The sequence below is a fragment of the Paracoccus sp. 228 genome (assembly GCF_000967825.1).
GTDB lineage: Bacteria > Pseudomonadota > Alphaproteobacteria > Rhodobacterales > Rhodobacteraceae > Paracoccus > Paracoccus marcusii.
This window is the reverse complement of sequence record NZ_JYGY01000001.1, coordinates 792,291-813,822: the sequence shown is the minus strand read 5'-3', so window position 1 is coordinate 813,822 and position 21,532 is coordinate 792,291. Positions and strand designations below refer to the sequence as shown.

The 21,532-nt window shown below is 68.2% G+C and carries 23 protein-coding genes; 11 read left to right on the top strand and 12 right to left on the bottom strand.

The genetic code is table 11. The features are described 5' to 3' along the window. The first annotated feature begins 57 nt into the window (after positions 1-57). A complete protein-coding gene (gene ychF / locus SY26_RS03955; protein WP_045999324.1) occupies positions 58-1,155 on the top strand; it encodes a redox-regulated ATPase YchF in 1,098 nt (365 codons plus the stop codon). Positions 1,156-1,191: 36 nt separating this feature from the next. Here the strand turns inward: ychF and SY26_RS03950 are convergent, their stop codons facing one another. The 4 genes from SY26_RS03950 to SY26_RS03935 form a co-directional block, all read right to left on the bottom strand. Then, entirely contained in the window at positions 1,192-2,172 is a 981-nt protein-coding gene (locus SY26_RS03950) for a cytochrome d ubiquinol oxidase subunit II (RefSeq protein ID WP_369799396.1), read from the bottom strand. A 33-nt stretch (positions 2,173-2,205) separates the two neighbouring features. Further along, a complete protein-coding gene (locus tag SY26_RS03945; RefSeq protein ID WP_045999322.1) occupies positions 2,206-3,591 on the bottom strand; it encodes a cytochrome ubiquinol oxidase subunit I in 1,386 nt (461 codons plus the stop codon). A 5-nt stretch (positions 3,592-3,596) separates the two neighbouring features. Further along, positions 3,597-4,163 carry a GbsR/MarR family transcriptional regulator gene (locus tag SY26_RS03940; RefSeq protein ID WP_045983786.1) on the bottom strand — a complete coding sequence of 189 codons (567 nt, stop codon included), beginning with the start codon at positions 4,161-4,163 and terminating at the stop codon, positions 3,597-3,599. A 143-nt stretch (positions 4,164-4,306) separates the two neighbouring features. Then, positions 4,307-5,989: a serine hydrolase gene (locus SY26_RS03935; protein ID WP_045999321.1), complete on the bottom strand. Its 1,683-nt coding sequence runs from the start codon at positions 5,987-5,989 to the stop codon at positions 4,307-4,309. Between the two features lie 271 nt (positions 5,990-6,260). Here SY26_RS03935 and clpS point away from each other — a divergent pair, with 271 nt between their 5' ends. The 3 genes from clpS to SY26_RS03920 are packed head-to-tail and all read left to right on the top strand — an operon-like array spanning position 6,261 to position 8,399. Beyond that, on the top strand, positions 6,261-6,578 hold the full coding sequence (gene clpS / locus SY26_RS03930; protein ID WP_045980873.1) for an ATP-dependent Clp protease adapter ClpS: 318 nt from the start codon (positions 6,261-6,263) through the stop codon (positions 6,576-6,578). Positions 6,579-6,582: 4 nt separating this feature from the next. Then, positions 6,583-7,596: a class I SAM-dependent methyltransferase gene (locus tag SY26_RS03925; RefSeq protein WP_045999320.1), complete on the top strand. Its 1,014-nt coding sequence runs from the start codon at positions 6,583-6,585 to the stop codon at positions 7,594-7,596. Next, positions 7,593-8,399, top strand: coding sequence for an SDR family NAD(P)-dependent oxidoreductase (locus tag SY26_RS03920; RefSeq protein WP_045999319.1), 807 nt, complete (start codon positions 7,593-7,595; stop codon positions 8,397-8,399). Before SY26_RS03925 ends, SY26_RS03920 begins: the two co-directional genes overlap by 4 nt. Here SY26_RS03920 and SY26_RS03915 read toward each other — a convergent pair. Continuing rightward, positions 8,396-8,812 carry a hypothetical protein gene (locus SY26_RS03915; protein WP_045999318.1) on the bottom strand — a complete coding sequence of 139 codons (417 nt, stop codon included), beginning with the start codon at positions 8,810-8,812 and terminating at the stop codon, positions 8,396-8,398. The genes SY26_RS03920 and SY26_RS03915 overlap by 4 nt on opposite strands. Before the next feature lie 62 nt (positions 8,813-8,874). On the opposite strand from SY26_RS03915, the gene hemF reads away from it, so the two are divergent. Beyond that, a complete protein-coding gene (gene hemF / locus SY26_RS03910; RefSeq protein ID WP_045999317.1) occupies positions 8,875-9,741 on the top strand; it encodes an oxygen-dependent coproporphyrinogen oxidase in 867 nt (288 codons plus the stop codon). A 10-nt stretch (positions 9,742-9,751) separates the two neighbouring features. On the opposite strand, the gene SY26_RS03905 is transcribed toward hemF, so the two are convergent. From SY26_RS03905 to SY26_RS03890, 4 genes are all read right to left on the bottom strand, one after another. After that, on the bottom strand, positions 9,752-10,078 hold the full coding sequence (locus tag SY26_RS03905; protein WP_369799393.1) for a YnfA family protein: 327 nt from the start codon (positions 10,076-10,078) through the stop codon (positions 9,752-9,754). Then, a complete protein-coding gene (gene parE, locus SY26_RS03900; RefSeq protein ID WP_045999316.1) occupies positions 10,075-12,036 on the bottom strand; it encodes a DNA topoisomerase IV subunit B in 1,962 nt (653 codons plus the stop codon). Before parE ends, SY26_RS03905 begins: the two co-directional genes overlap by 4 nt. Positions 12,037-12,136: 100 nt before the next feature. After that, positions 12,137-12,796 carry a glutathione S-transferase family protein gene (locus SY26_RS03895; protein WP_045999315.1) on the bottom strand — a complete coding sequence of 220 codons (660 nt, stop codon included), beginning with the start codon at positions 12,794-12,796 and terminating at the stop codon, positions 12,137-12,139. A 63-nt stretch (positions 12,797-12,859) separates the two neighbouring features. Then, on the bottom strand, positions 12,860-13,819 hold the full coding sequence (locus tag SY26_RS03890) for an alpha/beta fold hydrolase (RefSeq protein ID WP_084693667.1): 960 nt from the start codon (positions 13,817-13,819) through the stop codon (positions 12,860-12,862). A gap of 154 nt (positions 13,820-13,973) precedes the next feature. On the opposite strand from SY26_RS03890, the gene SY26_RS03885 reads away from it, so the two are divergent. Next, on the top strand, positions 13,974-14,639 hold the full coding sequence (locus SY26_RS03885; protein WP_045999314.1) for a DUF1007 family protein: 666 nt from the start codon (positions 13,974-13,976) through the stop codon (positions 14,637-14,639). Next, positions 14,636-15,544 carry a nickel/cobalt transporter gene (locus SY26_RS03880; RefSeq protein ID WP_045999313.1) on the top strand — a complete coding sequence of 303 codons (909 nt, stop codon included), beginning with the start codon at positions 14,636-14,638 and terminating at the stop codon, positions 15,542-15,544. Before SY26_RS03885 ends, SY26_RS03880 begins: the two co-directional genes overlap by 4 nt. A 16-nt stretch (positions 15,545-15,560) precedes the next feature. On the opposite strand, the gene hisG is transcribed toward SY26_RS03880, so the two are convergent. Genes hisG through hisS form a run of 3 tightly spaced genes read right to left on the bottom strand, consistent with a single transcriptional unit; the run spans position 15,561 to position 18,792 of the window. Further along, positions 15,561-16,256 carry an ATP phosphoribosyltransferase gene (gene hisG / locus SY26_RS03875; protein WP_045999312.1) on the bottom strand — a complete coding sequence of 232 codons (696 nt, stop codon included), beginning with the start codon at positions 16,254-16,256 and terminating at the stop codon, positions 15,561-15,563. Next, entirely contained in the window at positions 16,253-17,314 is a 1,062-nt protein-coding gene (locus SY26_RS03870; RefSeq protein WP_369799392.1) for an ATP phosphoribosyltransferase regulatory subunit, read from the bottom strand. Before SY26_RS03870 ends, hisG begins: the two co-directional genes overlap by 4 nt. Next, positions 17,311-18,792 carry a histidine--tRNA ligase gene (gene hisS / locus SY26_RS03865; RefSeq protein ID WP_045999311.1) on the bottom strand — a complete coding sequence of 494 codons (1,482 nt, stop codon included), beginning with the start codon at positions 18,790-18,792 and terminating at the stop codon, positions 17,311-17,313. The genes SY26_RS03870 and hisS overlap by 4 nt, the downstream gene beginning before the upstream one ends. 58 nt (positions 18,793-18,850) lie before the next feature. Here hisS and SY26_RS03860 point away from each other — a divergent pair, with 58 nt between their 5' ends. From SY26_RS03860 to SY26_RS03845, 4 genes are all read left to right on the top strand, one after another. Then, a complete protein-coding gene (locus tag SY26_RS03860; RefSeq protein WP_045980808.1) occupies positions 18,851-19,066 on the top strand; it encodes a SlyX family protein in 216 nt (71 codons plus the stop codon). 165 nt (positions 19,067-19,231) lie between these two features. Further along, on the top strand, positions 19,232-20,524 hold the full coding sequence (locus SY26_RS03855) for an adenylosuccinate synthase (protein ID WP_045999310.1): 1,293 nt from the start codon (positions 19,232-19,234) through the stop codon (positions 20,522-20,524). Between the two features lie 87 nt (positions 20,525-20,611). Further along, positions 20,612-20,821: a DUF2842 domain-containing protein gene (locus SY26_RS03850; RefSeq protein WP_045980810.1), complete on the top strand. Its 210-nt coding sequence runs from the start codon at positions 20,612-20,614 to the stop codon at positions 20,819-20,821. An 8-nt stretch (positions 20,822-20,829) separates the two neighbouring features. Beyond that, complete coding sequence (locus SY26_RS03845; RefSeq protein ID WP_045980811.1) at positions 20,830-21,492, top strand: thiamine diphosphokinase; 663 nt, start codon at positions 20,830-20,832, stop codon at positions 21,490-21,492. The last annotated feature ends 40 nt before the right edge of the window (positions 21,493-21,532 follow it).

Here is a 21,532-nt window from a genome sequence, read left to right as displayed (position 1 = left end):
TTGGCCGCGCGGGGCGCGTAACAGGCGCGGGATATTCAGACGGGAAAGGGTGCTGTCATGGGCTTTCGCATGGGGATCGTGGGCTTGCCGAACGTGGGCAAGTCGACGCTGTTCAACGCATTGACGAAAACCGCCGCCGCACAGGCCGCGAACTTCCCGTTCTGCACCATCGAGCCAAACGTGGGCGAGGTCGCGGTCCCCGACCCGCGGCTGGACACCCTGGCCGCCATCGCGGGCAGCAAGCAGATCATCCCGACGCGCATCACCTTCGTGGACATCGCGGGCCTGGTGAAGGGCGCCAGCAAGGGCGAAGGCCTGGGCAACCAGTTCCTGGCCAACATCCGCGAGACGGACGCCATCGCCCATGTGCTGCGCTGCTTCGAGGATGGCGACATCACCCATGTCGAGGGCCGGGTCGACCCGCTGGCCGATGCCGACGTGATCGAGACTGAGCTGATGATCGCCGACATGGAATCGATCGAGCGTCGCCTGGCCAACCTGTCGCGCAAGCTGAAGGGCGGGGACAAGGACGCGCTGGATCAGGACCGCCTGCTGCGCCAGGCTCTGGCCGTGCTGAACGAGGGCCGCCCGGCGCGCACCATCGCCGTGTCCGACGACGACCGCCGCGCGTGGGACATGCTGCAGCTGCTGACAGCAAAGCCCGTGCTGTTCGTCTGCAACGTGGCCGAGGACGAGGCCGCCAACGGCAATGCCCTGTCCGAGAAGGTCCGCGAGATGGCCGAGGCGCAGGGCGCGGGCCATGTCGTGATCTCGGCCCGGATCGAGGAGGAGATCAGCCAGCTGGACGCCGAGGAGGCGCAGATGTTCCTGGGCGAGATGGGCCTGGAGGAGCCGGGCCTGGATCGTCTGATCCGCGCCGGATACAGCCTGCTGGGCCTGCAGACCTATTTCACCGTGGGCCCCAAGGAGGCCCGCGCCTGGACCATCACCAAGGGCACCCTGGCCCCGCAGGCGGCGGGCGTGATCCATGGCGATTTCGAAAAGGGCTTCATCCGGTCGGAAACCATCGCCTATGACGACTATGTCGCCGGCAAGGGCGAGGCCGGGGCACGTGAGGCGGGCAAGCTGCGCGTCGAGGGCAAGACGTATGAGGTCAAGGACGGCGACGTCCTGCACTTCCTGTTCAGCGGCTGATGAGGAAAGGCGGGCCAGGCGGCCCGCCTTGTTCGTTCAGGAATAGGTCAGTTCGGTCGCCTTGCCGCGGAAGACCGTGTAGGCCAGCACCGAATAGGCGATGATGACCGGCAGGACGATCAGCGCGCCCACCAGGATGATGATCAGCGCCTCGGGCGCGGCGGCGGCCTGATAGATCGTCATCTGTTCGGGGACGACATAGGGGTAGAAGCTGTAGGCCAGCCCCCCGAAGGCCAGGACGAACAGCGCCGTGGTCAGGGCGAAGGGCGTCCAGGCCATGCGATCGTTCTCCATCGGCAGCACGTGCAGCACCCGCCACAGGGTCGCGATCAGCACCACCGACAGGATCGGCAGGGGGGCCAGGATCGCGAATTCGGGCCAGCTGAACCACTTGTCCCAGATGCGGGCACTGACCAGGGGCGATGCGGCCGAGATCGCGGCGATGCCCGCCACCAGCCCCCAGATGCCGCGCCGTGCCCACAGGATCGCCTTGGCCTGCAGGACGCCCTCGGCCTTGCCGATCAGCCAGGTCGCACCGATGACGCTGAACCCCACCGTCAGGAACACCGCCGTCAGCAGCGCAAACGCGATGTTGGTCCAGCTGAGCTGCAGCCCGGTGACATAGAGGCCCAGCATGAACCCCTGCGCCAGGGTCGAGGCCAGGCTGCCCGCGAAGAACGCCCGGTTCCACGCGGCGCGGTGACGGGTCGGGGCCTTGGCGCGGAACTCGAACGCGACGCCGCGCAGGATCAGGCCGATCAGCATGACCGTCACCGGCAGGTAAAGCGCGGTCAGGATCACCCCGTGCGCCACCGGGAAGGCCACCAAGAGCAGGCCGATGGCCAGGACCAGCCAGGTCTCGTTCGCGTCCCAGAAGGGACCGATCGAGGCGACCATGCGGTCGCGTTCGGACGGGGTGGCAAAGGGGAACAGCAGTCCCACCCCCAGGTCGAAGCCGTCCAGGACGACATAGACCAGGATGGAAATGCCCATCAGCATCGCGAAGACGAAGGGCAGCCAGATGAACGGATCACCAAAGAGGTGCGTGATCTACTCCGCAGGTTGCAGGGCGCGCACGCCCGCGTCGGGGGTGGGCAGGTCGGGGGTCAGCGGGTCGTGGCGCGCGGCGCGGCGCGCCAGATAGGTCAGCGTGCCCAGATAGGCCGCCATCAGGACCGCATAGACCAGAAGGTAGGCGACCAGGCTGGAGGCGACCATGCCGCCGGTGACCGGGCCGACCGCCTCCTTGGTGGTCAGGACGCCCGTGACCAGCCAGGGCTGACGCCCGATCTCGGTCACGTACCAGCCCGCCAGCGTGGCGATCCAGCCCGAAAAACCCATCGCGGCAAAGGCATAGATCCAGGGGCGCGGCAGGCCTTCGACCCCGCGGCCGCGGCGCATGAACCACAAGGCAGACCAGGACAGCGCCAGCATCGCCATGCCCATGCCCACCATGATCCGGAAGCTGAAGAAGACCGGGGCCACGGGCGGGTGTTCGGGGGTGCCGTCGGCGGCCACGAAATCGTTCAGGCCCGGCACCTCGCCGTCCAGGCTGTGCGTCAGGATCAGGGATGCGACGTTGGGGATGGCGATCTCCATCCGGTTCTCGCGCGCTTCCTGATCGGGCAGGGCGAAGAGGACCAGCGGCACGTTGCCCTGCGTCTCCCAGTTGCCCTCCATCGCGGCGACCTTGGCGGGCTGGTGTTCCAGCGTGTTCAGGCCGTGCATGTCGCCGGCATAGATCTGCAGCGGGATCAGCACCGCGCCAAGCGTCGCGCCGAAGCGCAGCGTGGTACGCACTTCGGCCCCCCGGTCGCCCCAGATCCAGCGCAGCGCCGAGATGCCCGCGATGAGGAAGGCCACCGTCAGCCCCGAGGCCAGCAGCATGTGCGTCAGGCGGTAGGGCAGCGACGGGTTGAAGATGATCGCCATCCAGTCGGTCGCGTGGACCACGCCGTCGATCACCTCATAGCCCGCGGGCGTGTGCATCCAGCTGTTCAGGACCAGGATCCAGAAGGCCGACAGCGTGGTGCCGAACGCCACAAGAAAGGTCGCGGTCGTGTGCAGCCAGCCCGGCACGCGACGAAAGCCGAAGAGCATGATGCCCAGGAAGGCGGCCTCGAGGAAGAAGGCGGTCAGCACCTCATAGGCCAGAAGCGGACCCGCGATGTTACCGACGCTTTCCATGAAACCGGGCCAGTTGGTGCCGAACTGGAACGACATGGTGATGCCCGACACCACGCCAAGCGCGAAGGACAGGGCAAACACCTTCACCCAGAAGCGATAGGCGTCCATCCATTTTTCGTCGCCCGTGCGGTTGAAGCGCAGCTTGAAGAACAGCAGTACCCAGCCAAGCGCGATCGTGATGGTCGGGAACAGGATATGGAACGAGATGTTCGCGGCAAATTGAATCCGCGACAGAATCAGCGGGTCCATGGGTTTCAGCCTTTCGATTGAGGTTTGCTGCGGCGGATTGGGATCAGCTTGCCCGCGCCGTCGACAAGGCGGCCAAGACGGGCGCCCATGTTCATCAGCGCGACCAGGCGCTCGGTCTCGAACCGGGCCAGGTCATCGTGGAACCGCGTCATCTGTTCGATCAGCTGGCGCAGTTCGGCGATGCGGGCGTGGGCTGCGCGGTCAGACGGGTCAGGTTCGGCCATCGACAGTTCGCGCAGCTTGGTCAGCGTGGGGTCGATCTCGCGCTTGCGCCGTTCGTTGATCAGCGTGCGCACGATCTCCCACAGGTCGTCGGGTGTGGTGAAGAATTCGCGCCGGTCGTCCTGCTGATGGCGCAGGCGCACCAGGTTCCAGCTTTGCAGCTCCTTGAGCGCCATCGACACGTTCGAACGGGAGAAGCCCAGGGCGGCGACGATGTCGTCCGCACACAGCGGCTCATCCGCCAGGAATAGCAGGGCATAGACCTGACCGACGGTGCGGTTGATGCCCCACCGCGATCCCATTTCACCGAAATGCAGGATGAATTCCTGCCGCAAGGCCGACACTGACATTCGCTTGTTCCCGTCATTTCAGAAATTACTGAAAATAACATAGAGCAAGCGGCGCGCCGGCATAGCGGGCAGGTTGTCGCATCCACCTATGAAAAAGCCCCCGCCTTTTCGGGCGGGGGCGTCAAGTCAGTTTGACCGGGTCGTCAGTTGGCGATGACCTGGCAGGGCTGCGACCGGCTTTGCATCCGTTCGCAGGCCAGTTCGGCATGGCCCTTGGAGAGGTTTCCGAACTGCGGCTCGAACCCGCGATTGGTGTTGGCGACGTGCCGGCGCGCCGCGCCGAACAGGTTGCCGTCCTGCAGGGCCAGACGCAGCAGCAGCCGGTCAGCCTCGGCCTGAGAAGTGTAGCGGCCCAGGCTGACGCCCCAGTTGCGGCCGCTGTCAGTGGGACGGCGCACGACCTCCAGTGCCTCTGGTGCGCTCAGGTCGCCTTCGCCCATTGCGGCCAGAATCACGGTTTCGGACCGCGGCTTGGGCGCCCTGGAACTGTCCAGCGACAGGGTGCCGGGGGCCGCCTGCATCTGCGGTTCCGGGGCGGGCGCGGCTGCGGGCTCGGGCTGGGTGACGGCGGCGATGCTGGCCGTGCGCCGGGGCGAGGGCGCAGGGCGCGCCGATCCGGCCAGCACGGGGGCCGCAAGGCTGGCCTGCTGCGCCGGCGCGTCGTCCGAGGCGACGGCGGTGGCAAGCGCCTGCTGGATCGCGTCGGCCGCGGGGGCCGCAGATCCGGGGCGGGCGCGCGGACGCTGGCTGCTGGCCAAGGCGACGCCCGGCGGTGCGGCGGGCGCCACGGTCGCGCCGGCAAGGCGCAACGCCTCGGTCAGGTCGACCTTGGGCGCTGCGGCGACAAGGGTCGACGCGGCGGCGGCAGGGCGGGTCGCGGGGGGCGGCGATGCCTGCAGCACCAGGCGCTGCGGTTCTGCCTGGGTCGCGGCGGGGCTGGCGGCGACCTGCGCGCGGCGCGTCGTGGCCTGCACCAGCAGGCGCGGAGGCTGCGGACGGACCTCGCGCACGCGGTCGGGGATGCGGGTGAAGCTGCTGTCCAACAGTTCGGTCATCACCTGGTTGCGATGCGCCGTGGACGTGCCGCCGAAGACGGTGGCGATCAGGCGACGGTTGCCGCGCTGTGCCGAGGCCGTCAGGTTGAAGCCCGCAGCCCGCGTATACCCCGTCTTGATCCCGTCGGCACCGGCATAGGCATCAAGGAAGCGGCGGTTCGTCGACGCGACTTGCGCGATGCCCGCATCGGCCGACCGGCGCGAGAACAGATTGTAGTACTGGGGGAAGTCGTAGAACAGGTGGCGTCCCAGAACGCTCATGTCATGGGCAGTCGAATAATGCCCCTCGGTCGTCAGGCCATGGGCGTTGCGGAACTGGCTGTTGTTCATGCCAAGCGCCCGCGCCATCTGGGTCATCTGCTGGGTGAAGGCCTGTTCGGAGCCTGCCAGCCCCTCGCCGATGGTGGTCGCGGCATCGTTGGCCGACTTGATCGCGGCGGCACGCAGAAGATAGCGCAGCTCGATCTGCTGACCCGCGCGCAGGCCAAGCTTGGAGGGGGGCTCGTTCGCGGCCTTGGAAGACACGGTGAATTTCGAATCCAGCCGCACCTGACCGCGTTCGATGGCCGAGAACGCCATGTAGAGCGTCATCATCTTGGTCAGCGAGGCAGGATGCAGTCGCGTATCCGAATTCTGACGATAGATGGGCTGCCCGGTCCGGGCGTCCATCACATAGGCCGCGAAAGGTGCCGCGGCAGCCGGAAGCCCCAACAGGGCAACGGCCAGGACGGCATGACAAAGCAGCCGGAAGGCATGGGTAAATCGGGTCACTGTCGCTGTCTCTCTGCCTCAAGCGGGCGCGTCGTTTGTCGCACGTCCGTCGTTAATCAACCTATAATAGCACGGCTCTTTTCACCTTGAAACCGGGCAATCACGCTAATTTTGTCTGCACTGTAGGCGACGCCGTCCGGACTCGGATCGCGGCGCATCCGCGCGGGGGGCTTTCATCCGGGCGCGATTGCGCTATATTTCCGGGGATGGCGACAGCGCCCACCCCCTCGCCTCAGCATTCAGGAACGACCGCAGCCCGATGACGCACTGGATGACCGCACCCGACAATCCCGACGACCAATCCGATCTGGCGGTCAAGCCACGCGCGAAATCGCAGCGGCCGCCGATGTACAAGGTCCTGTTGCTGAACGACGACTTCACCCCGATGGAGTTCGTCGTTCACGTGCTGGAGCGGCTGTTCCACATGACCCACGCCCAGGCCATCGAGATCATGTTGACCGTGCACCGTCGCGGTCTGGCCGTCGTCGGCGTCTTTTCACACGAGGTGGCCGAGACGAAGGTCGCCCAGGTGATGGAGCTGGCCCGCCGCCAGCAGCATCCCCTGCAATGCACCATGGAAAAAGAGTAATCGCGTGACCCAATCACGACTGGACCTGGCCTTTCCGGACGGCCATCCCGGGGGCCGGGTGCTGTTCATCGGCGCCACTGCCGCCGATGACCTGTCCCCCTTGGACCCCGCACAGCTGACTATCGTCCAGGGAAACTTTCCCGATCATGACGGACTGACCGCCCGCGGATTCGATGTCCGGACGGAGCCGGAGGGCCGTTTCGACGCGGCCGTCGTCCGCCTGCCGCGCGCCAAGGCCGCCGCACGCGCGCGCCTTGCGCTGGCCGCGGCGCATCTGGCGCCTGGCGCGGCCCTTTGGGTCGATGGGCAGAAGACCGACGGCGTCGATTCCCTGCTGAAGGAACTGCGCGGCCATGCCGAGGTGCGCGACGTCATCAGCAAGGCCCATGGCAAGATCTTTCAGGTGACGCTGCCCGAAGCAGGCCTGCCCACCGACTGGACCGCAACCGAGCGTCAGGTCGAGCCGGGCTTCGTGACCCTTCCGGGCGTCTTCTCGGCTGACGGGATCGACCCGGGGTCGCGGATGCTGGCCGACAACCTGCCGCCCAAGATGCCCACCCGCGTGGTCGACCTGGGCGCGGGATGGGGCTGGCTGTCCGCGCAGGCCTTGGCCCGACCGGGCATCGCCGAGCTGCATCTGGTCGAGGCCGACCACGCCGCCCTGACCTCGGCCAAGCGCAACGTCACCGATCCGCGGGCACACTTCCACTGGGCGGACGCGCGCAATTTCACCCTGCGGGAGCCGGTCAACGGCGTCATCATGAACCCCCCGTTCCATGAGGGGCGACAGGCCGACCCCCGGCTTGGGGCCGACTTCATCGCCACCGCCGCGCGCATCCTGACCGGCGCGGGTCGGCTGTGGATGGTCGCCAACCGGCATCTGCCCTACGAATCGGTCCTGGCCCAGCATTTCGGCCAGGTCCATGAGATCGCGGGCGACACGCGCTTCAAGGTGATCGAGGCGACCGCGGCGGGCAAGGGTACCGCCACGGTCCGGGCCCGGGGGGCACGGCGGTGACGCTGTCGATCCAGGGCAAGACGGCCATCGTCACCGGGGCCGGGCGCGGCGTGGGCCTGGCCATCGCGCGGCATCTGGCCGAGCGCGGCGCATCGGTCATGTTCGCGGATGGCGACGAACAGGCGCTGCAATCGGCCGTGTCGGATTATGCCGACGACGAAAGCCAGGTGCGCCATTTTGTCGGGAACATGTCGGAAAAGCTGGCGATGGCGAACCTGCTCTCGGCCACGCTGGATGCGTTCGACCGCGTCGACATCCTGGTGAACGCCCATCGCTTCGTTCGGGGCAGCGATCCGCTGGACACCGACATGGACGCGCTGGAGGAGATGCTGCGCCAGAACATGCTGGCCAGCCTGCGCCTGTCTCAAATGGTCGCAAAGCGCATGATCCGTCAGGCCGAAGGCGAAGGGCCAAGCGCCCAGACCGGGGCGATCGTCAACATCTCGACCTTGGCGGCGCGGCGGCCTATTCCGTCGATGCTGGGCTATTCCATCGCCTGTGCGGCGCAGGAACAGGCCACGCGCGGGCTGGCGCTGGCCTTGGCGCCGCACCGCATCCGCGTGAACGGCGTCAGCTTCAGCAGCGTCATGTCGCATGAGCTGCAATGCGCGCTGAAGGACAATCCCGACCAGCGGGCACAGATCATTGCAGGCACGCCCCTGGGCCGCATTGCTCCGGCCGAAGAACTGGCCGAGACGGTGCATTACCTGGTCAGCGACGGCGCGCGCTTTGTCACCGGCCAGATCGTCACCGTCGACGGCGGACGCAGCCTGGCCGACCCGGTGACGTCACAGGTGCTTTAGGTTTCCTCGGGATAGGCGGCGCGGCAGGCGGCCACGGCGGCATTCGCGCCGCGCGTCAGGGCCGCCTGGCGCGCGACCAGCCCGTCGCGCTTGCGCGTCTCGGCCGCGGGGTCGATGGGCACGCGGAACCGTTCGACATCGACATAATCGCGCCAGCAGCCATAGGTGCTGATCTGCGCCTTGCCCTCGTGGTCGCGGATCACGCGTTCGCATTGCGCGAACCGCGTCCGCACGACCTGGCGTTCGTCCCAGGCATAGCCCCGCGACAGATTGCCCTCGACCTCGGCCAGCAGGCTGCTGACGGTGCGGTATTCACTGGTGTTCCGGCTGATGCAGCGTTCCTGCGGCGTGCCGCAGGCGGCAAGGGCCAGGACCGGTGCAAGGCAAAGGGCAAGGGCGGTGTTGCGGCGCATGGCGGCTCTCTTTATGGACGCAGGCGATGCTAGTCGCGATGCCTGGGGCTGGCAAATCACGAATGAGGCCCGCCATGGATGAACAACGCCACCGCGCCGCGCTTTGGTTCCGCGAGCTGCGCGACCGCATCACCGCCGCCTTCGAGGCGCTGGAGGACCGCGCGCCGGGCGACGCCCCCGCGGGCCGGTTCGAGGTGACGCCCACGGAGCGCGCCGACAACGGCGGCGGCGGCATCATGTCGGTGATGCGCGGCGGCCGCGCCTTCGAGAAGGTCGGCGTAAACTGGTCCGAGGTGCATGGCACCCTGGCCCCCCGCGCCCAGGCCGCGATGGCCGCCCGCGGCGTGCCGGGCATGGAGGATGACCCGCGGTTCTGGGCATCGGGCATCAGCCTGGTCGCGCATATGCGGAACCCGCACGCGCCGGCCGTGCACATGAACACGCGCATGTTCTGGACCCCGGGGGCATGGTGGTTCGGCGGTGGGTCAGACCTGAACCCCTGCATCGAATACGCCGATGACACCGCGCATTTCCACAACACGCTGCGCGATGCCTGCCTGCCGCACGGGGCGGACTACTATGACCGCTTCAAGGCCTGGGCGGACGAGTATTTCTTCATCCCCCATCGCGGGCGGGCGCGGGGCGTCGGCGGCATCTTCTATGACGATCTGAACACCGGGGACTGGGAGGCGGATTTCGCCTTCACCCGCGACGTGGGCGCGGCGTTCCTGCCGGCGTTCCTGCCGCTGGCAGAGGCGCGGATGACGCAGGCGTTCGACGATGCCGACCGCGACACGCAGCTGATCCACCGGGGTCTCTATGCGGAATACAACCTGGTCTATGACCGCGGCACGAAATTCGGGCTGGAAACCGGCCACAACTCCGACGCCGTCCTGATGAGCCTGCCGCCGCTGGCCAAGTGGGTCTAGGCCCCACCGCCTACGGGCGGGCGCCTGCCAGGATCACCGCGGCCCCGACGATGCACAGCCCGGCCCCCAGCAGGTCCAGCCTGCCGGGGGTCTGCCCCTCGACCAGCCACAGCCACGCCAGCGACGTGGCGATATAGATGCCGCCATAGGCCGCATAGGCGCGCCCCGCGAAATCGACCTGAACACGCGTCAGCGCCCAAGCGAACAGCGCCAGCGCGACCACGCCCGGCACCAGCCACAGCGCCGACCGATCCAACCGAAGCCAGGCCCAGAAGGCGAAACAGCCCGCGATCTCGGCCATGGCGGCCGTGACATACAGGCCGATCGTGGGGATCACACGTCCAGTTCCTCGACGAAGCGGGCGTTTTCCTGGATGTATTCGAACCGCAGCTCTGGCTTCTTGCCCATCAGGCGTTCGACCAGATCGCCGGTCTCGCCGCCTTCGTCGTCGTCGATGCTGACGCGGATCAGCTTGCGGGTGGCGGGGTTCATGGTCGTGTCCTTGAGGTCCTTGGGGTCCATCTCTCCCAGACCCTTGAAGCGCTGGACGTCGATCTTGCCGCGGCCGCCCAGGCCCTTGGCCATCATCCGATCCTTTTCGGCGTCGTCGGCCACGTACAGGCGGTGCGCCCCCTGCGTCAGACGGTACAGCGGCGGGCAGGCCAGATACAGGTGCCCCTTGTCGATCATCGGCCGCATCTGCGTGAAGAAGAACGTCATCAGCAGCGACGCGATATGCGCGCCGTCGACATCGGCGTCGGTCATGATGATGACCTTGTCGTAGCGCAGGTCGTCGACGTTGAAACGCGTGCCCATGTTGACGCCAAGCGCCTGGCACAGATCGTTGATCTCCTGGTTGGCACCCATCTTGGACGATGCCGCGCCCAGCACGTTCAGGATCTTGCCGCGCAGGGGCAGCAGGGCCTGCTTGGTGCGGTCGCGGGCCATCTTCGCGGAACCGCCGGCGCTGTCGCCCTCGACGATGAACAGTTCCGTCCCGTCGCGGTTGGTGGCACTGCAATCGACCAGCTTGCCGGGCAGGCGCAGCTTTTTCGTGGCCGTCTTGCGCGCGGTCTCCTTTTCCTGGCGGCGACGCAGACGCTCCTCGGCGCGTAGCACCAGGAAATCCAGGATCGCGCCCGCGGATTTGGTGTCCGACGCCAACCAGGTGTCGAAATGGTCGCGCACCGCGCCCTCGACCAGGCGCGCAGCCTCGGTCGTGGCCAAGCGGTCCTTGGTCTGGCCCACGAATTCCGGTTCACGGATGAAGCAGCTGACCAGCGCGCAACCGCCGATGATCAGATCCTCACGCGTGATCTGGGCCGCCTTCTTGTTGCTGACGCGTTCGCCATAGCTGCGGATGCCCTTCAGGATCGCAGCCCAGAAGCCCATCTCGTGGGTGCCGCCCTCGGGGGTGGGGACGGTGTTGCAATAGGACTGGATGAAGCCGTCGCGCGCGGGCGTCCAGTTGATCGCCCAGTCCACCTTGCCCGGAACGCCGAACTTGGCGTTGAAGTCGATGCTGCCGGAGAACGGGCGGTCGGCATAGGTGCTGGTCCCGGTCAGGGTCTCGGTCAGGTAATCGGCCAGGCCGCCGGGGAAATGGAACGTGGCCTCGCGCGGGGTCTCTCCGTCGTCGATCTCGGTCTTCCAGCGGATCTCGACGCCGCTGAACAGGTAGGCCTTGGATTTCACCATCTTCATCAGCCGCGCGGGCTTGAAGCGGTGATGGCCAAAGATCTCCTCGTCGGCATGGAAGGTCACGGTGGTGCCGCGCCGGTTCGGGGCCGCCCCGATCTTGGCGACCGGCCCCTGCGGAATGCCGCGGGAAAAGCGCTGCTCGAACAGCTCCTTGTTGCGCGCGACCTGCACGACCATCAGGTCGGACAGTGCGTTCACGACCGACGCACCCACACCGTGCAGGCCGCCCGAGGTCTGATAGGTGTCGCCCGAGAACTTGCCCCCCGCATGCAGCGTGCACAGGATCACCTCCAGCGCGGATTTGCCGGGGAACTTGGGGTGCGGATCGATGGGAATGCCGCGGCCATTGTCGCGCACGATGATGCTGAAATCGGCCAGCAGCTCGACCTCGATGCGCGTGGCGTGGCCTGCCACGGCCTCGTCCATCGAGTTGTCCAGGATTTCCGCGACCAGGTGATGCAGCGCGCGTTCGTCGGTGCCGCCGATATACATGCCGGGACGCTTGCGCACCGGCTCCAGCCCCTCCAGCACCTCGATCGAGGATGCGGAATAGGCGTCGCTGGCGGCGTTGCCGGAGAGAAGGTCGTCGGCCATGGGGTCGCTCACTGATTTGGATCGCGGCGCTTATCTCATGGCGCGGGGGCGGGCGGCAAGGGGTTGTGTCCCCTGCGCGCCCCGCCCCAAAGGATTGCGCCTATTCCGGCTCCGCCATGCGGGCGGCCCACATCGCCTGGAACGCCGGGCGGTCCTGGCAGGCCGACAGCCAGGCGCGGATCGCGGGGAACCCCTGCATCAGCGCGCCGTGTCCCTGAGCATAGCGGACGATCTCGGCCAGGTTCAGGTCGGCCACGGTGAAACGGCCGCCCACCAGATAGGCATGCGTTGCCAGATGATCCTCCAGCACCTTCAGCGGCCGGACCAGCCGTTCGGCCGCGTCCGCCACGATCCCCACGTCATCGGCCGACTGCAGCGTGCCGCGGTTGTGCAGCATCAGGATGGTCAGTGCGTCGGGCTCGATCGCGGTTGCGCCATAGATCGACCACTGGGTCATCAGCGCGTCTTCGGCGTAATCCTGCGGGCCTGCGGGGCCGCCATGCTTGCGCGCCAGATGCAGCGTGATCGCCAGCGATTCGGACAGGACCAGTCCCTCGTCCTCGATCACCGGGATGGCGCCCGCGGGGGACAGGGCCAGGAAATCGGGGCTGCGGGTGTTGGGCGGTGCATCGGGCGCGTCGGCATTGCCGATGCGATAGGCCTGGATGACGGGCACCTGCCGGAAGGGCAGGTCCAGTTCGTGACAAAGCCACACGACACGCGATGCACGCGAGCGGGTGACGCCGTGGATGGTCAGCATGATGGCCCCCGGTTTGGTTTGGCGGCCACCTTGGGACGCGGGCGCGGGCGCTGCAAGCCCCCGTCAGCGGAGGCCCGCGCGGACGCTGGCGCGGTCGACGGCGTCGATGATCGCCTGCGGATCGCCATGTTGGGGCATGTGGCCCTGATCGGGCAGGATCGTCAGCGCGGCGTTGGGCAGCGCCTCTGCCAGGGGCAGGGCGTGAATGTCGGCGGGCACGATGCTGTCTTGACCGCCATGGATCACCTCTACCGGCGTCGTGAGGCGCGGATACTGCGGCGCCATGACGCGAAGATAGGCGCGCAACCCGTTGATCTGCGACGCATTCGCCCGATAGTTGCCGCGCCGCGCGGCCAGCCCCACGCCGATATAGTCGGCATATCCCGGGGGTACGGGCTGGGGCGCGAAGATGCCCGCCATGATCCGGTTGCCCAGGGACACCGGCGCCAGGGCGGTCAGCAGCGGTGGCCCGACACGGTCGCCCAGGGGCGTCTCCAGGAATGCGTACCATCCGGTCAGCGTGCCGGGCCAAGGCATCGTCGCCCCGGACACGATCACCAGCGCCGCCGTGTCGCCCGGTGCGCGCAGGCCCCAGGCCATCGCAACCGCGCCACCATAGCTGTGGCCCAGCACCACGGGTCGGCGCACGCCCAACTGGTCGGCGGCGGCGCGCAGAAGTTCGGCCTGGGCAATGGGGTTGTCGGTCTGTGCGCCGATAGCGTCCGTCCAGCCCAGCCCCGGCCTGTCGAAGGCCAGGACGCGGTACCGGGTCGCCAGGCGGTCGGCCAGGGCGAAGGTAAAATCGCGGCTGTTCCCGCTGGCCCCGTGCAGCAGGATCAGGTCGGGACCGCTGCCGCGGATGTCGACATGCACGGTGCGGCCCTGCACCTGGATCAGCTGTCCGGTGGGGGGGAATTCGGCCTCGAACGCGGTTTCGCGCGCGGTGGCGCGGGCATCGACGATCCGCCCGCAACCGGTCAGCGCCAACGCCAGCCCCGCCATCGTGAATGCCCGTCGTTTCATGCCGTCCCCTGTTCCTCTGCATCCAGACACGTCCGAACCCGCCGCGGGGTTGCGGCGCCCGCGTGATTTTCCGCCGGGCTGGCAAAGCGGTGATTTGCAAGCCGCGCCGCACGCGGGTAACTGGAACCGCCGTCCTTGCCAAGGTGTCCTGCCGATGTCGCCGCGCGTGTCCTGCCTGTCCGCCCTGCTGATCGTCGCGCCGCTTTGCGCGTCGGCCCATCCGCATGTGTTCATCGACGCGGGCCTGTCCTTGCGTCACGACGCGGCGGGGGCGCTGACCCATGTGGGGGTCGAATGGGCCTATGACGAATTCTATTCCCTGCTGATCATCGAGGATCTGGGCCTGGACCCCGATGGCGACGGCGTCCTGACCACCGACGAACAGGCGGCCCTGCAGGGCTTCGACGCGGATTGGGAGCCGGGCTTTGACGGGCGGCTGTTTCTGGACGCGGACGGCCGCAGGCTGGCGCTGGACGGCCCGCAGGATTTCGCCGCCCGCTATGAGGACGGGCGGGTGATCTCGGCCCATGTGCGACCGCTGGCCGAGCCGCTGGACGGGAACCGTCCGCTGACGATTCAGGTCTATGACCCCGAATACTATGTCCAGTTCAGCATCCCCGAACCCCCGGCCATCGCGCGGGACGATTGCGCTGTCGATCTGCGCATGGGCGATCCCTATGCCGCCGCCGATGCCTATGCCCGCGCGGTGGGCGAGGCTCTGGGCGACGGCCAAAGCGCCGAGGAGGCGGACCTGATCACCGTGGACATCGGCGCCACCGGCGCGGATTCGGTGCAGGTCCGCTGCGGCGCAGGGTCATGAGGCGCGCCGTCGCCCTGACGGGGCTGGTTGTCGCCCTGACGCTGGTGGCGCTGTGGCTGGGCGGCGGTCTGGCCGGGATCGAGCGGTGGGCCACCGACCAGCAGCGGGCCGTCCAGAACGCGATGGCCGGGGCCTTGCGGGCGCTGCGGTCGGGCCAGCCGGGGGCGGTCGCGTCGCTGCTGGGGTTGTGCTTTGCCTATGGCGTCGCCCATGCGGTCGGGCCGGGGCATGGCAAGGTGATCATCGGCAGCTATGGGTTCGGCGCCCAGGTGCCGTTGGCGCGGCTGGCCGGGCTGTCGGTTGCATCGTCGCTGGCGCAGGCGGGCACGGCCATAGCCCTGGTCTGGGGCGGCATCACCATCCTGGACCTGGGGCGCCAGACCCTGACCGACCTGTCGGAGGTCGCGATGGTGCAGGCCAGCACGGTCCTGGTCGCGTCGGTCGGCCTGTGGCTGGCATGGCGCGGCCTGTCGATGCTGCGCGCGCAGGCGCGGGCGGATCACCACCACCATCACCACCACGGCGACGCCTGCGGCTGTGGCCATGCGCATGGCCCCACGCCGCAGCAGGTAGCGCAGACGCGGTCGCTGCGCGACGGGGTGCTGGTCGTGGCGGGCATCGCGCTGCGCCCCTGCACCGGAGCGCTGTTCCTGTTGATCCTGACCTGGCGGATGGGCATCTTCGGGATGGGCATCCTGGGGACGCTGGCGATGGGCCTAGGCACCGCGGTGGTGACGGTCGCGGTCGCCTGCCTGGCGGTCTGGGCGCGGCGCGGCAGCTTTGCCCTGCTGCCCGAACACGGCCCCTGGGCGGGCGCCGCGCGCTGGCTGCCCGGAACGCTGCAACTGGGCGCAGGAGTGCTGATCGCGGCGATCTCGGTCGCGGTGCTGCTACCGTGGCTTTGACGCGGATTCTGCGGGGTTAGGCTGACCGGTCTGCCTGCGGCGGCACCAACCGGGCGATCAGCGCGTCCATTGTCGGGCCCATCGCCGCGCGGCTGGCGAACAGCGTCGCCTGCGACCGCAGGATCGGCGCCTCGTCCAGGATGCGCAGGTTGTTGGCGCGCAGCGTCTCGCCCGACGAGGTGATGTCGGCGATCGCTTCGGCGGTCAGGTTGGCGACCGTGCCCTCGGTCGCGCCCTGGCTGTCGATCAGCTGATAGTCGGCGACCTCGTGGGCGGACAGCCAGGCGCGGACCAGGCGGTGATATTTCGTGGCGATGCGCAAACGGAACCCATGTTCGGCCCGGAAATCGCGCGCGATGGCTGCGAAATCGTCCAGGTCCGTGCAGTCGCGCCAGCAGTCAGGCACGGCCAGGATCAGGTCGGCATGTCCAAAGCCCATCGGCGCGACCTCGACCAGGTCGCTTGACCATCCGGCCAGCTTTTCGCGCACCAGGTCGGTGCCGGTCACGCCCAGTTCGATCCGGCCGGCGGCCAGTTCGCGGGGAATCTCTCCGGCCGACAGCAGGACCAGCGACACACCCTCGACCCCCTCGACCCGGCCCGCATATTCGCGGTCGGACCCGGCCCGCGACAGACGCACGCCGCGGTCGGCGAACCAGTCGAAGGTCTGTTCCATCAGCCGCCCCTTGGACGGCACGCCAAGACGGATCATGCCTGCGCCTCCAGTTCGGCAACAAGGCCGGGGCGGATGATGCCACCCACGGCGGGGATCTCGCGGCCGCGGCCCAGCACGCGGGTCAGCGCGTCATAGCGCCCGCCCGATGCGACCGGCGGCCATCCGGCGCGGTCGGCCTGGAACGTGAAGGTGAAGCCGTCGTAATATTCCATCGTGGTGCGCCCGTGGCTGGCGTCGAAGATCACCGTCTGCAGGTCGATGCCGCGCGCGGCGATGGCGTCCAGGCGGTCGCGGATGCGGGCCACCGCCGGCGCGATGGCGGGCATGTCGCGGGCCAGGTCCGCCAGCGTCGATAGGGCCTGCGGCGCCGGGGCGCGCAGGGCGAACAGACGCTCCAGCCTGTCGGTCCAGACCGGGGCCAAGGGCGGCACCGCCACGTCCGACTGCAGGCGGGCGATGCGGCGGATCATCTCGTCCTCGGTCCGCATCCCGGCCCAGGACATGGTGAGGTCGGGAAACTCCCGTGCGATCGACGGGGCCGAGAACCGCGCCAGCAGGCGCGCGAAGCGGCCCGGCCGCCAGATGTGGTGCAGCAGCGCCACCGAACGCGCCTCGGTCAGGGGCAGGCCGCGCACCGCATCCAGCAGCAGGCCCATGTCGCCCATGCGCGCCTGCAGGCCCAGGGGCGCCAGCGCGTCGTGAAACAGCGCAAAGACCTCGGCATCGGCCTGGGGATCGCGGGTGAACAGCTCGAACCCGCATTGCAGGTATTCGTGGTCGCGCGGCGTGGCGGGGCGGGTGTCGCCCGTGTCCTGCTTGCGGAACACCTCTCCTAGATAGCAGTAGCGGGCCGGATCGGCGCCGTTCTGCATGTGCGCCTGGACCACCGGCACGGTGAAGTCGGGGCGCAGCATCATCTCTCCACGGATCGGGTCCAGGGTGACATAGGCGCGGGCGCGGATGTCCTCTCCGTACAGGTCCAGAAGGTCGCCCGCGGGCAGCAGGATGTCGGGCGCGATCTCGGTCGCACCGGCGTCGCGGAACCGCGACAGCAGCCGCTGTCCGACCGCCTGCTTGGCCTGCTTCGGGATCATCCGATGATCCTGCGGACTTCGGCGACCAGGTCGGCGCGCGCGACCTCGGTCTGGGCGGGCTGGGATTTCCATTCCTCTACAGAGGCTTCTGCGGCGATCTTCGCGCCCAGGATCAGGTCCTTGACCTGCACCACGCCGCGTTCCGCTTCATCCCCGCCCTGAATGATCGCGACGGGTGCGCCGCGCTTGTCCGCGTATTTCAGCTGGTTGCCAAAGTTCTTGGGGTTGCCCAGATAGACCTCGGCACGAATGCCGGCGGCGCGCAGATCGGCGGCCATGGCCTGGTAATCCGACATCCGGTCGCGGTCCATCACGGTCACGACCACGGGACCGGCGACCTGGGCCCCGGCCAGACCCTTGGCGCGCAAAGCGGCCAGCAGACGGTCGACGCCGATGCTGACCCCGGTTGCCGGGACCTTCTGCCCGGTGAAACGCTCTACCAGCCCGTCATAGCGGCCGCCGCCCGCGACCGATCCGAACTGCCGCTTGCGGCCCTTTTCGTCAAGAATCTCGAAGGTCAGTTCGGCCTCGAAGACCGGGCCGGTGTAATAACCAAGGCCCCGGACCACGGCCGGATCGATCACGGCGCGATCCTCGGCCACGCCCATCGCGGCCAGCATCGCGGCGATCTGGCGCAGCTCGTCCACGCCCTCGGTGCCGATGGCCGATCCGCCGACGGCGGCCGACAGGTTGTCCAGCGTCGCGGCGTTGTCCGCGCCCTTGGCCTCCAGGAAGGCCAGCACCGGCCCCGCCTGCGCCTCGGACAGGCCCACGCCATCGATGCGCGCGCCGCTGTCGTCCAGGCGGCCCGTGGTCAGCAGGGCCAGCACGCCCTCGCGACCGACCTTGTCGAACTTGTCGATCTGGCGCAGCACATCCTCGGCCTGATCCTCGCGGACCTCTGCCGCCTCCAGGACGCCGTTCAGAACCTTACGGTTGTTGATCCGCACCAGATAGTCGCCGCGGTCGATGCCCACGGCCTCCAGCGCATCGGCCAGCATGCCGCAGATCTCGGCATCCGCCGCCACCGAGGCTGACCCGACCGTGTCCGCGTCGCACTGATAGAATTGGCGGAACCGACCCGGCCCGGGTTTTTCGTTGCGCCAGACCGGTCCCATCGCAAAGCGGCGGTACGGGCTGGGCAGGTCGTTGCGGTACTGCGCCGCGACGCGCGCCAAGGGCGCCGTCAGATCATAGCGCAGCGCCAGCCAGTCGCCCGCCGTGCCGCCGCCGGGCACCGCCTCCTCCTGCCAGGCAAAGACGCCGGCATTGGGCCGATCCACGTCGGGCAGGAACTTGCCCAGGGCCTCGACCGTCTCGACGGCGCTCGTCTCCAGCGGATCGAAACCATGGCGGTGATAGACCTGCGCGATGCGGTCCAGCATGTCGCGCCGTTCGGTCACGTCCTGCCCGAAATAGTCGCGGAACCCCTTGGGCGTCTCGGCCTTGGGACGGGGCTGCTTCTTGTCTTTTGCCATGGTATCAGTCGCCTTTTCGGGCCCATATTCAGGCGCCGCTGTAACGGAAGGTGACGACATGGACAAGCAGCAGGACCGCCTGCATCAGCTGGAGGAGGCCTTGGCCCATCTGACGCGGCTGACGGACGAGCTGTCCGAGGTCATCGCCCGACAGGACCGCGACCTTGCCCGCGTCACCCGGCGCCTGGATCAACTGCTGCTGGCCGAGGCCGAGCGTCAGGCAGATGCGGCGGGCAGCGTCGCGCTGGCCGACCAGCGCCCGCCGCATTACTGAGACCGCCCGCTTCTTCTTTGACCAAATACCATCCGGGGGGTCCGGGGGGCGAAGCGCCCGCGGTTGCCGCCTTCCGGCAGGGTCCCGACAAAGCGGCTTTCCCCGCCGTGCCCGATGCGCTAATGCCGGGCTGAAAAGAACTTCGGACAACGAAAAGGATCGCTCATGGCCAATGTTGTGGTTGTCGGAGCCCAGTGGGGCGACGAGGGCAAGGGCAAGATCGTCGACTGGCTTTCGGAACGCGCCGATGTCATCGCGCGCTTTCAGGGCGGTCACAATGCCGGCCACACGCTGGTCATCGGCGAGAAGGTCTTCAAGCTGTCGCTGCTGCCCTCGGGGATCGTGCGCGAGAACAAGCTGGCCGTGATCGGCAACGGTGTCGTGCTGGACCCTTGGGCGCTTTTCTCGGAGATCGACAAGCTGGCGGGGCAGGGCGTCGCCATCTCGACCGAGAACCTGATGATCGCAGAGAACACGCCGCTGATCCTGCCGTTGCACCAGGACCTGGACAAGCTGCGCGAGGAGGCCGCCGGCAAGGCCAAGATCGGCACGACCGGCCGCGGCATCGGCCCCGCCTATGAGGACAAGGTCGGCCGCCGCACGATCCGCGTCGCCGACCTGGCCGACGAGGAGACGCTGGACAGCCGCCTGGACCGCCTGCTGGCCCACCACGACGCGCTGCGCGCGGGTCTTCGCGCCACGCCTATCGACCGCGCCGAGCTGAAGGCCAAGCTGATGGAGGTGGCGCCCAAGCTGCTGCCCTATGCCCAGCCCGTCTGGAAGATCATGGGCGACGCCCGCAAGGCCGGAAAACGGATCCTGTTCGAGGGCGCGCAGGGATCGCTGCTGGACATCGATTTCGGCACCTATCCCTATGTGACCTCGTCCACGACGACCTCGGGGGCGGCGGCAAGTGGCACGGGCGTGGGGCCGGGCGCGATCGGCTTTGTCCTTGGCATCGTCAAGGCATACACCACCCGCGTGGGCGAAGGTCCGTTCCCGTCGGAACTGGACGACGCCGACGGCCAGCGCCTTGGCGAGCGGGGCCACGAGTTCGGCACCGTCACGGGCCGCAAGCGCCGCTGCGGCTGGTTCGATGCGGTGCTGGTGCGCCAGACCTGCGCGATCAGCGGCGTGAACGGGATCGCGCTGACCAAGCTGGACGTGCTGGACGGGTTCGACACGCTGAAGATCTGCACCGGCTACGAGATCGACGGCGTGACGTATGACTATCTGCCGACGGCGGCCGCGCTGCAGGCCAAGGTGCGCCCGATCTACGAGGAGATGGAAGGCTGGCACGAATCGACCGCCGGGGCGCGCAGCTGGGCCGACCTGCCGGCCGCCGCGATCAAGTACGTGCGCCGCGTCGAGGAGCTGATCCAGTGCCCCGTGGCGATGCTGTCGACCAGCCCGGAGCGTGACGACACGATCCTGGTGACCGATCCCTTCGCCGACTGATTGCGTCCCGCGACGTGCCGGGGGACATCCTGTCCCCCGGACCCCCTTGGGGCGCGTTCGGGGATACCGAGGAAAGAGCCAGACGACATGGAACTGAAGACCCGCAAGCGGCTGTCCATCCTGATCCTGGTGATCGGCATGCCCGCCTATGTCGTCGCGGCGGTGTCGCTGATGAACTGGCTGGACGGGCGGTTCGGACGCCAGCCGATCTGGATCGAGCTGCTGATCTACGTCGCGCTTGGCGTGCTGTGGGCGCTGCCGTTCAAGCGCGTCTTCAGCGGCGTCGGCAAGGGCTGAGGGCGGGAATGGTGGACCAGCCCCGACCGGTCCGCCACCTGCGCGGGGTCACCGTGATCGGCGGCGGCATGGTGACGCCCGCCGATCTGTCGGTGGCGCTGTCTGTCGCGCCCCTGCTGGTTGCGGCGGATGGGGGTGCGGACCGGGCGCTGGCCCTGGGGCACGCGCCGGACTGGGTGATCGGGGACCTGGACAGCATCTCGGACCCGGCGCGGCGGTCGGTTCCGGCGGCCCGCGTGCTGGAGGTGGCGGAGCAGGACAGCACGGATTTCGCCAAATGCCTAGGACGAATCGACGCGCCGCTGGTCATGGCGGTTGGTTTTGCGGGGCTGCGCTTGGACCATACGCTGGCCGCGCTGACGGTGATGGTCCAGCCCGGCGTCCCGCGCGTCGTCATGCTGGCCAGCGATGACGTGATCGTGCTGTGCCCGCCGCGCCTGACCCTGCCGCTGATGCCCGGGACGCGGGTGTCCCTGTACCCGATGGGACCGGCGCGCGGCAGCAGCCAGGGCCTGGAATGGCCCATCGACGGGATCGATTTCGCACCGGGCCAGCGGGTCGGCACCTCGAACCGGGCGACGGGGCTGGTCAGCCTGCGGGTGCAGGGGCCGATGCTGCTGATGCTGCCCCGAGACTGTCTTGGAACGGTGCTGACGGCGATGCAGCGCTGAGGGGGCGGTTGTCGTTGCGGCCTGCATGGCTTATCTGAGG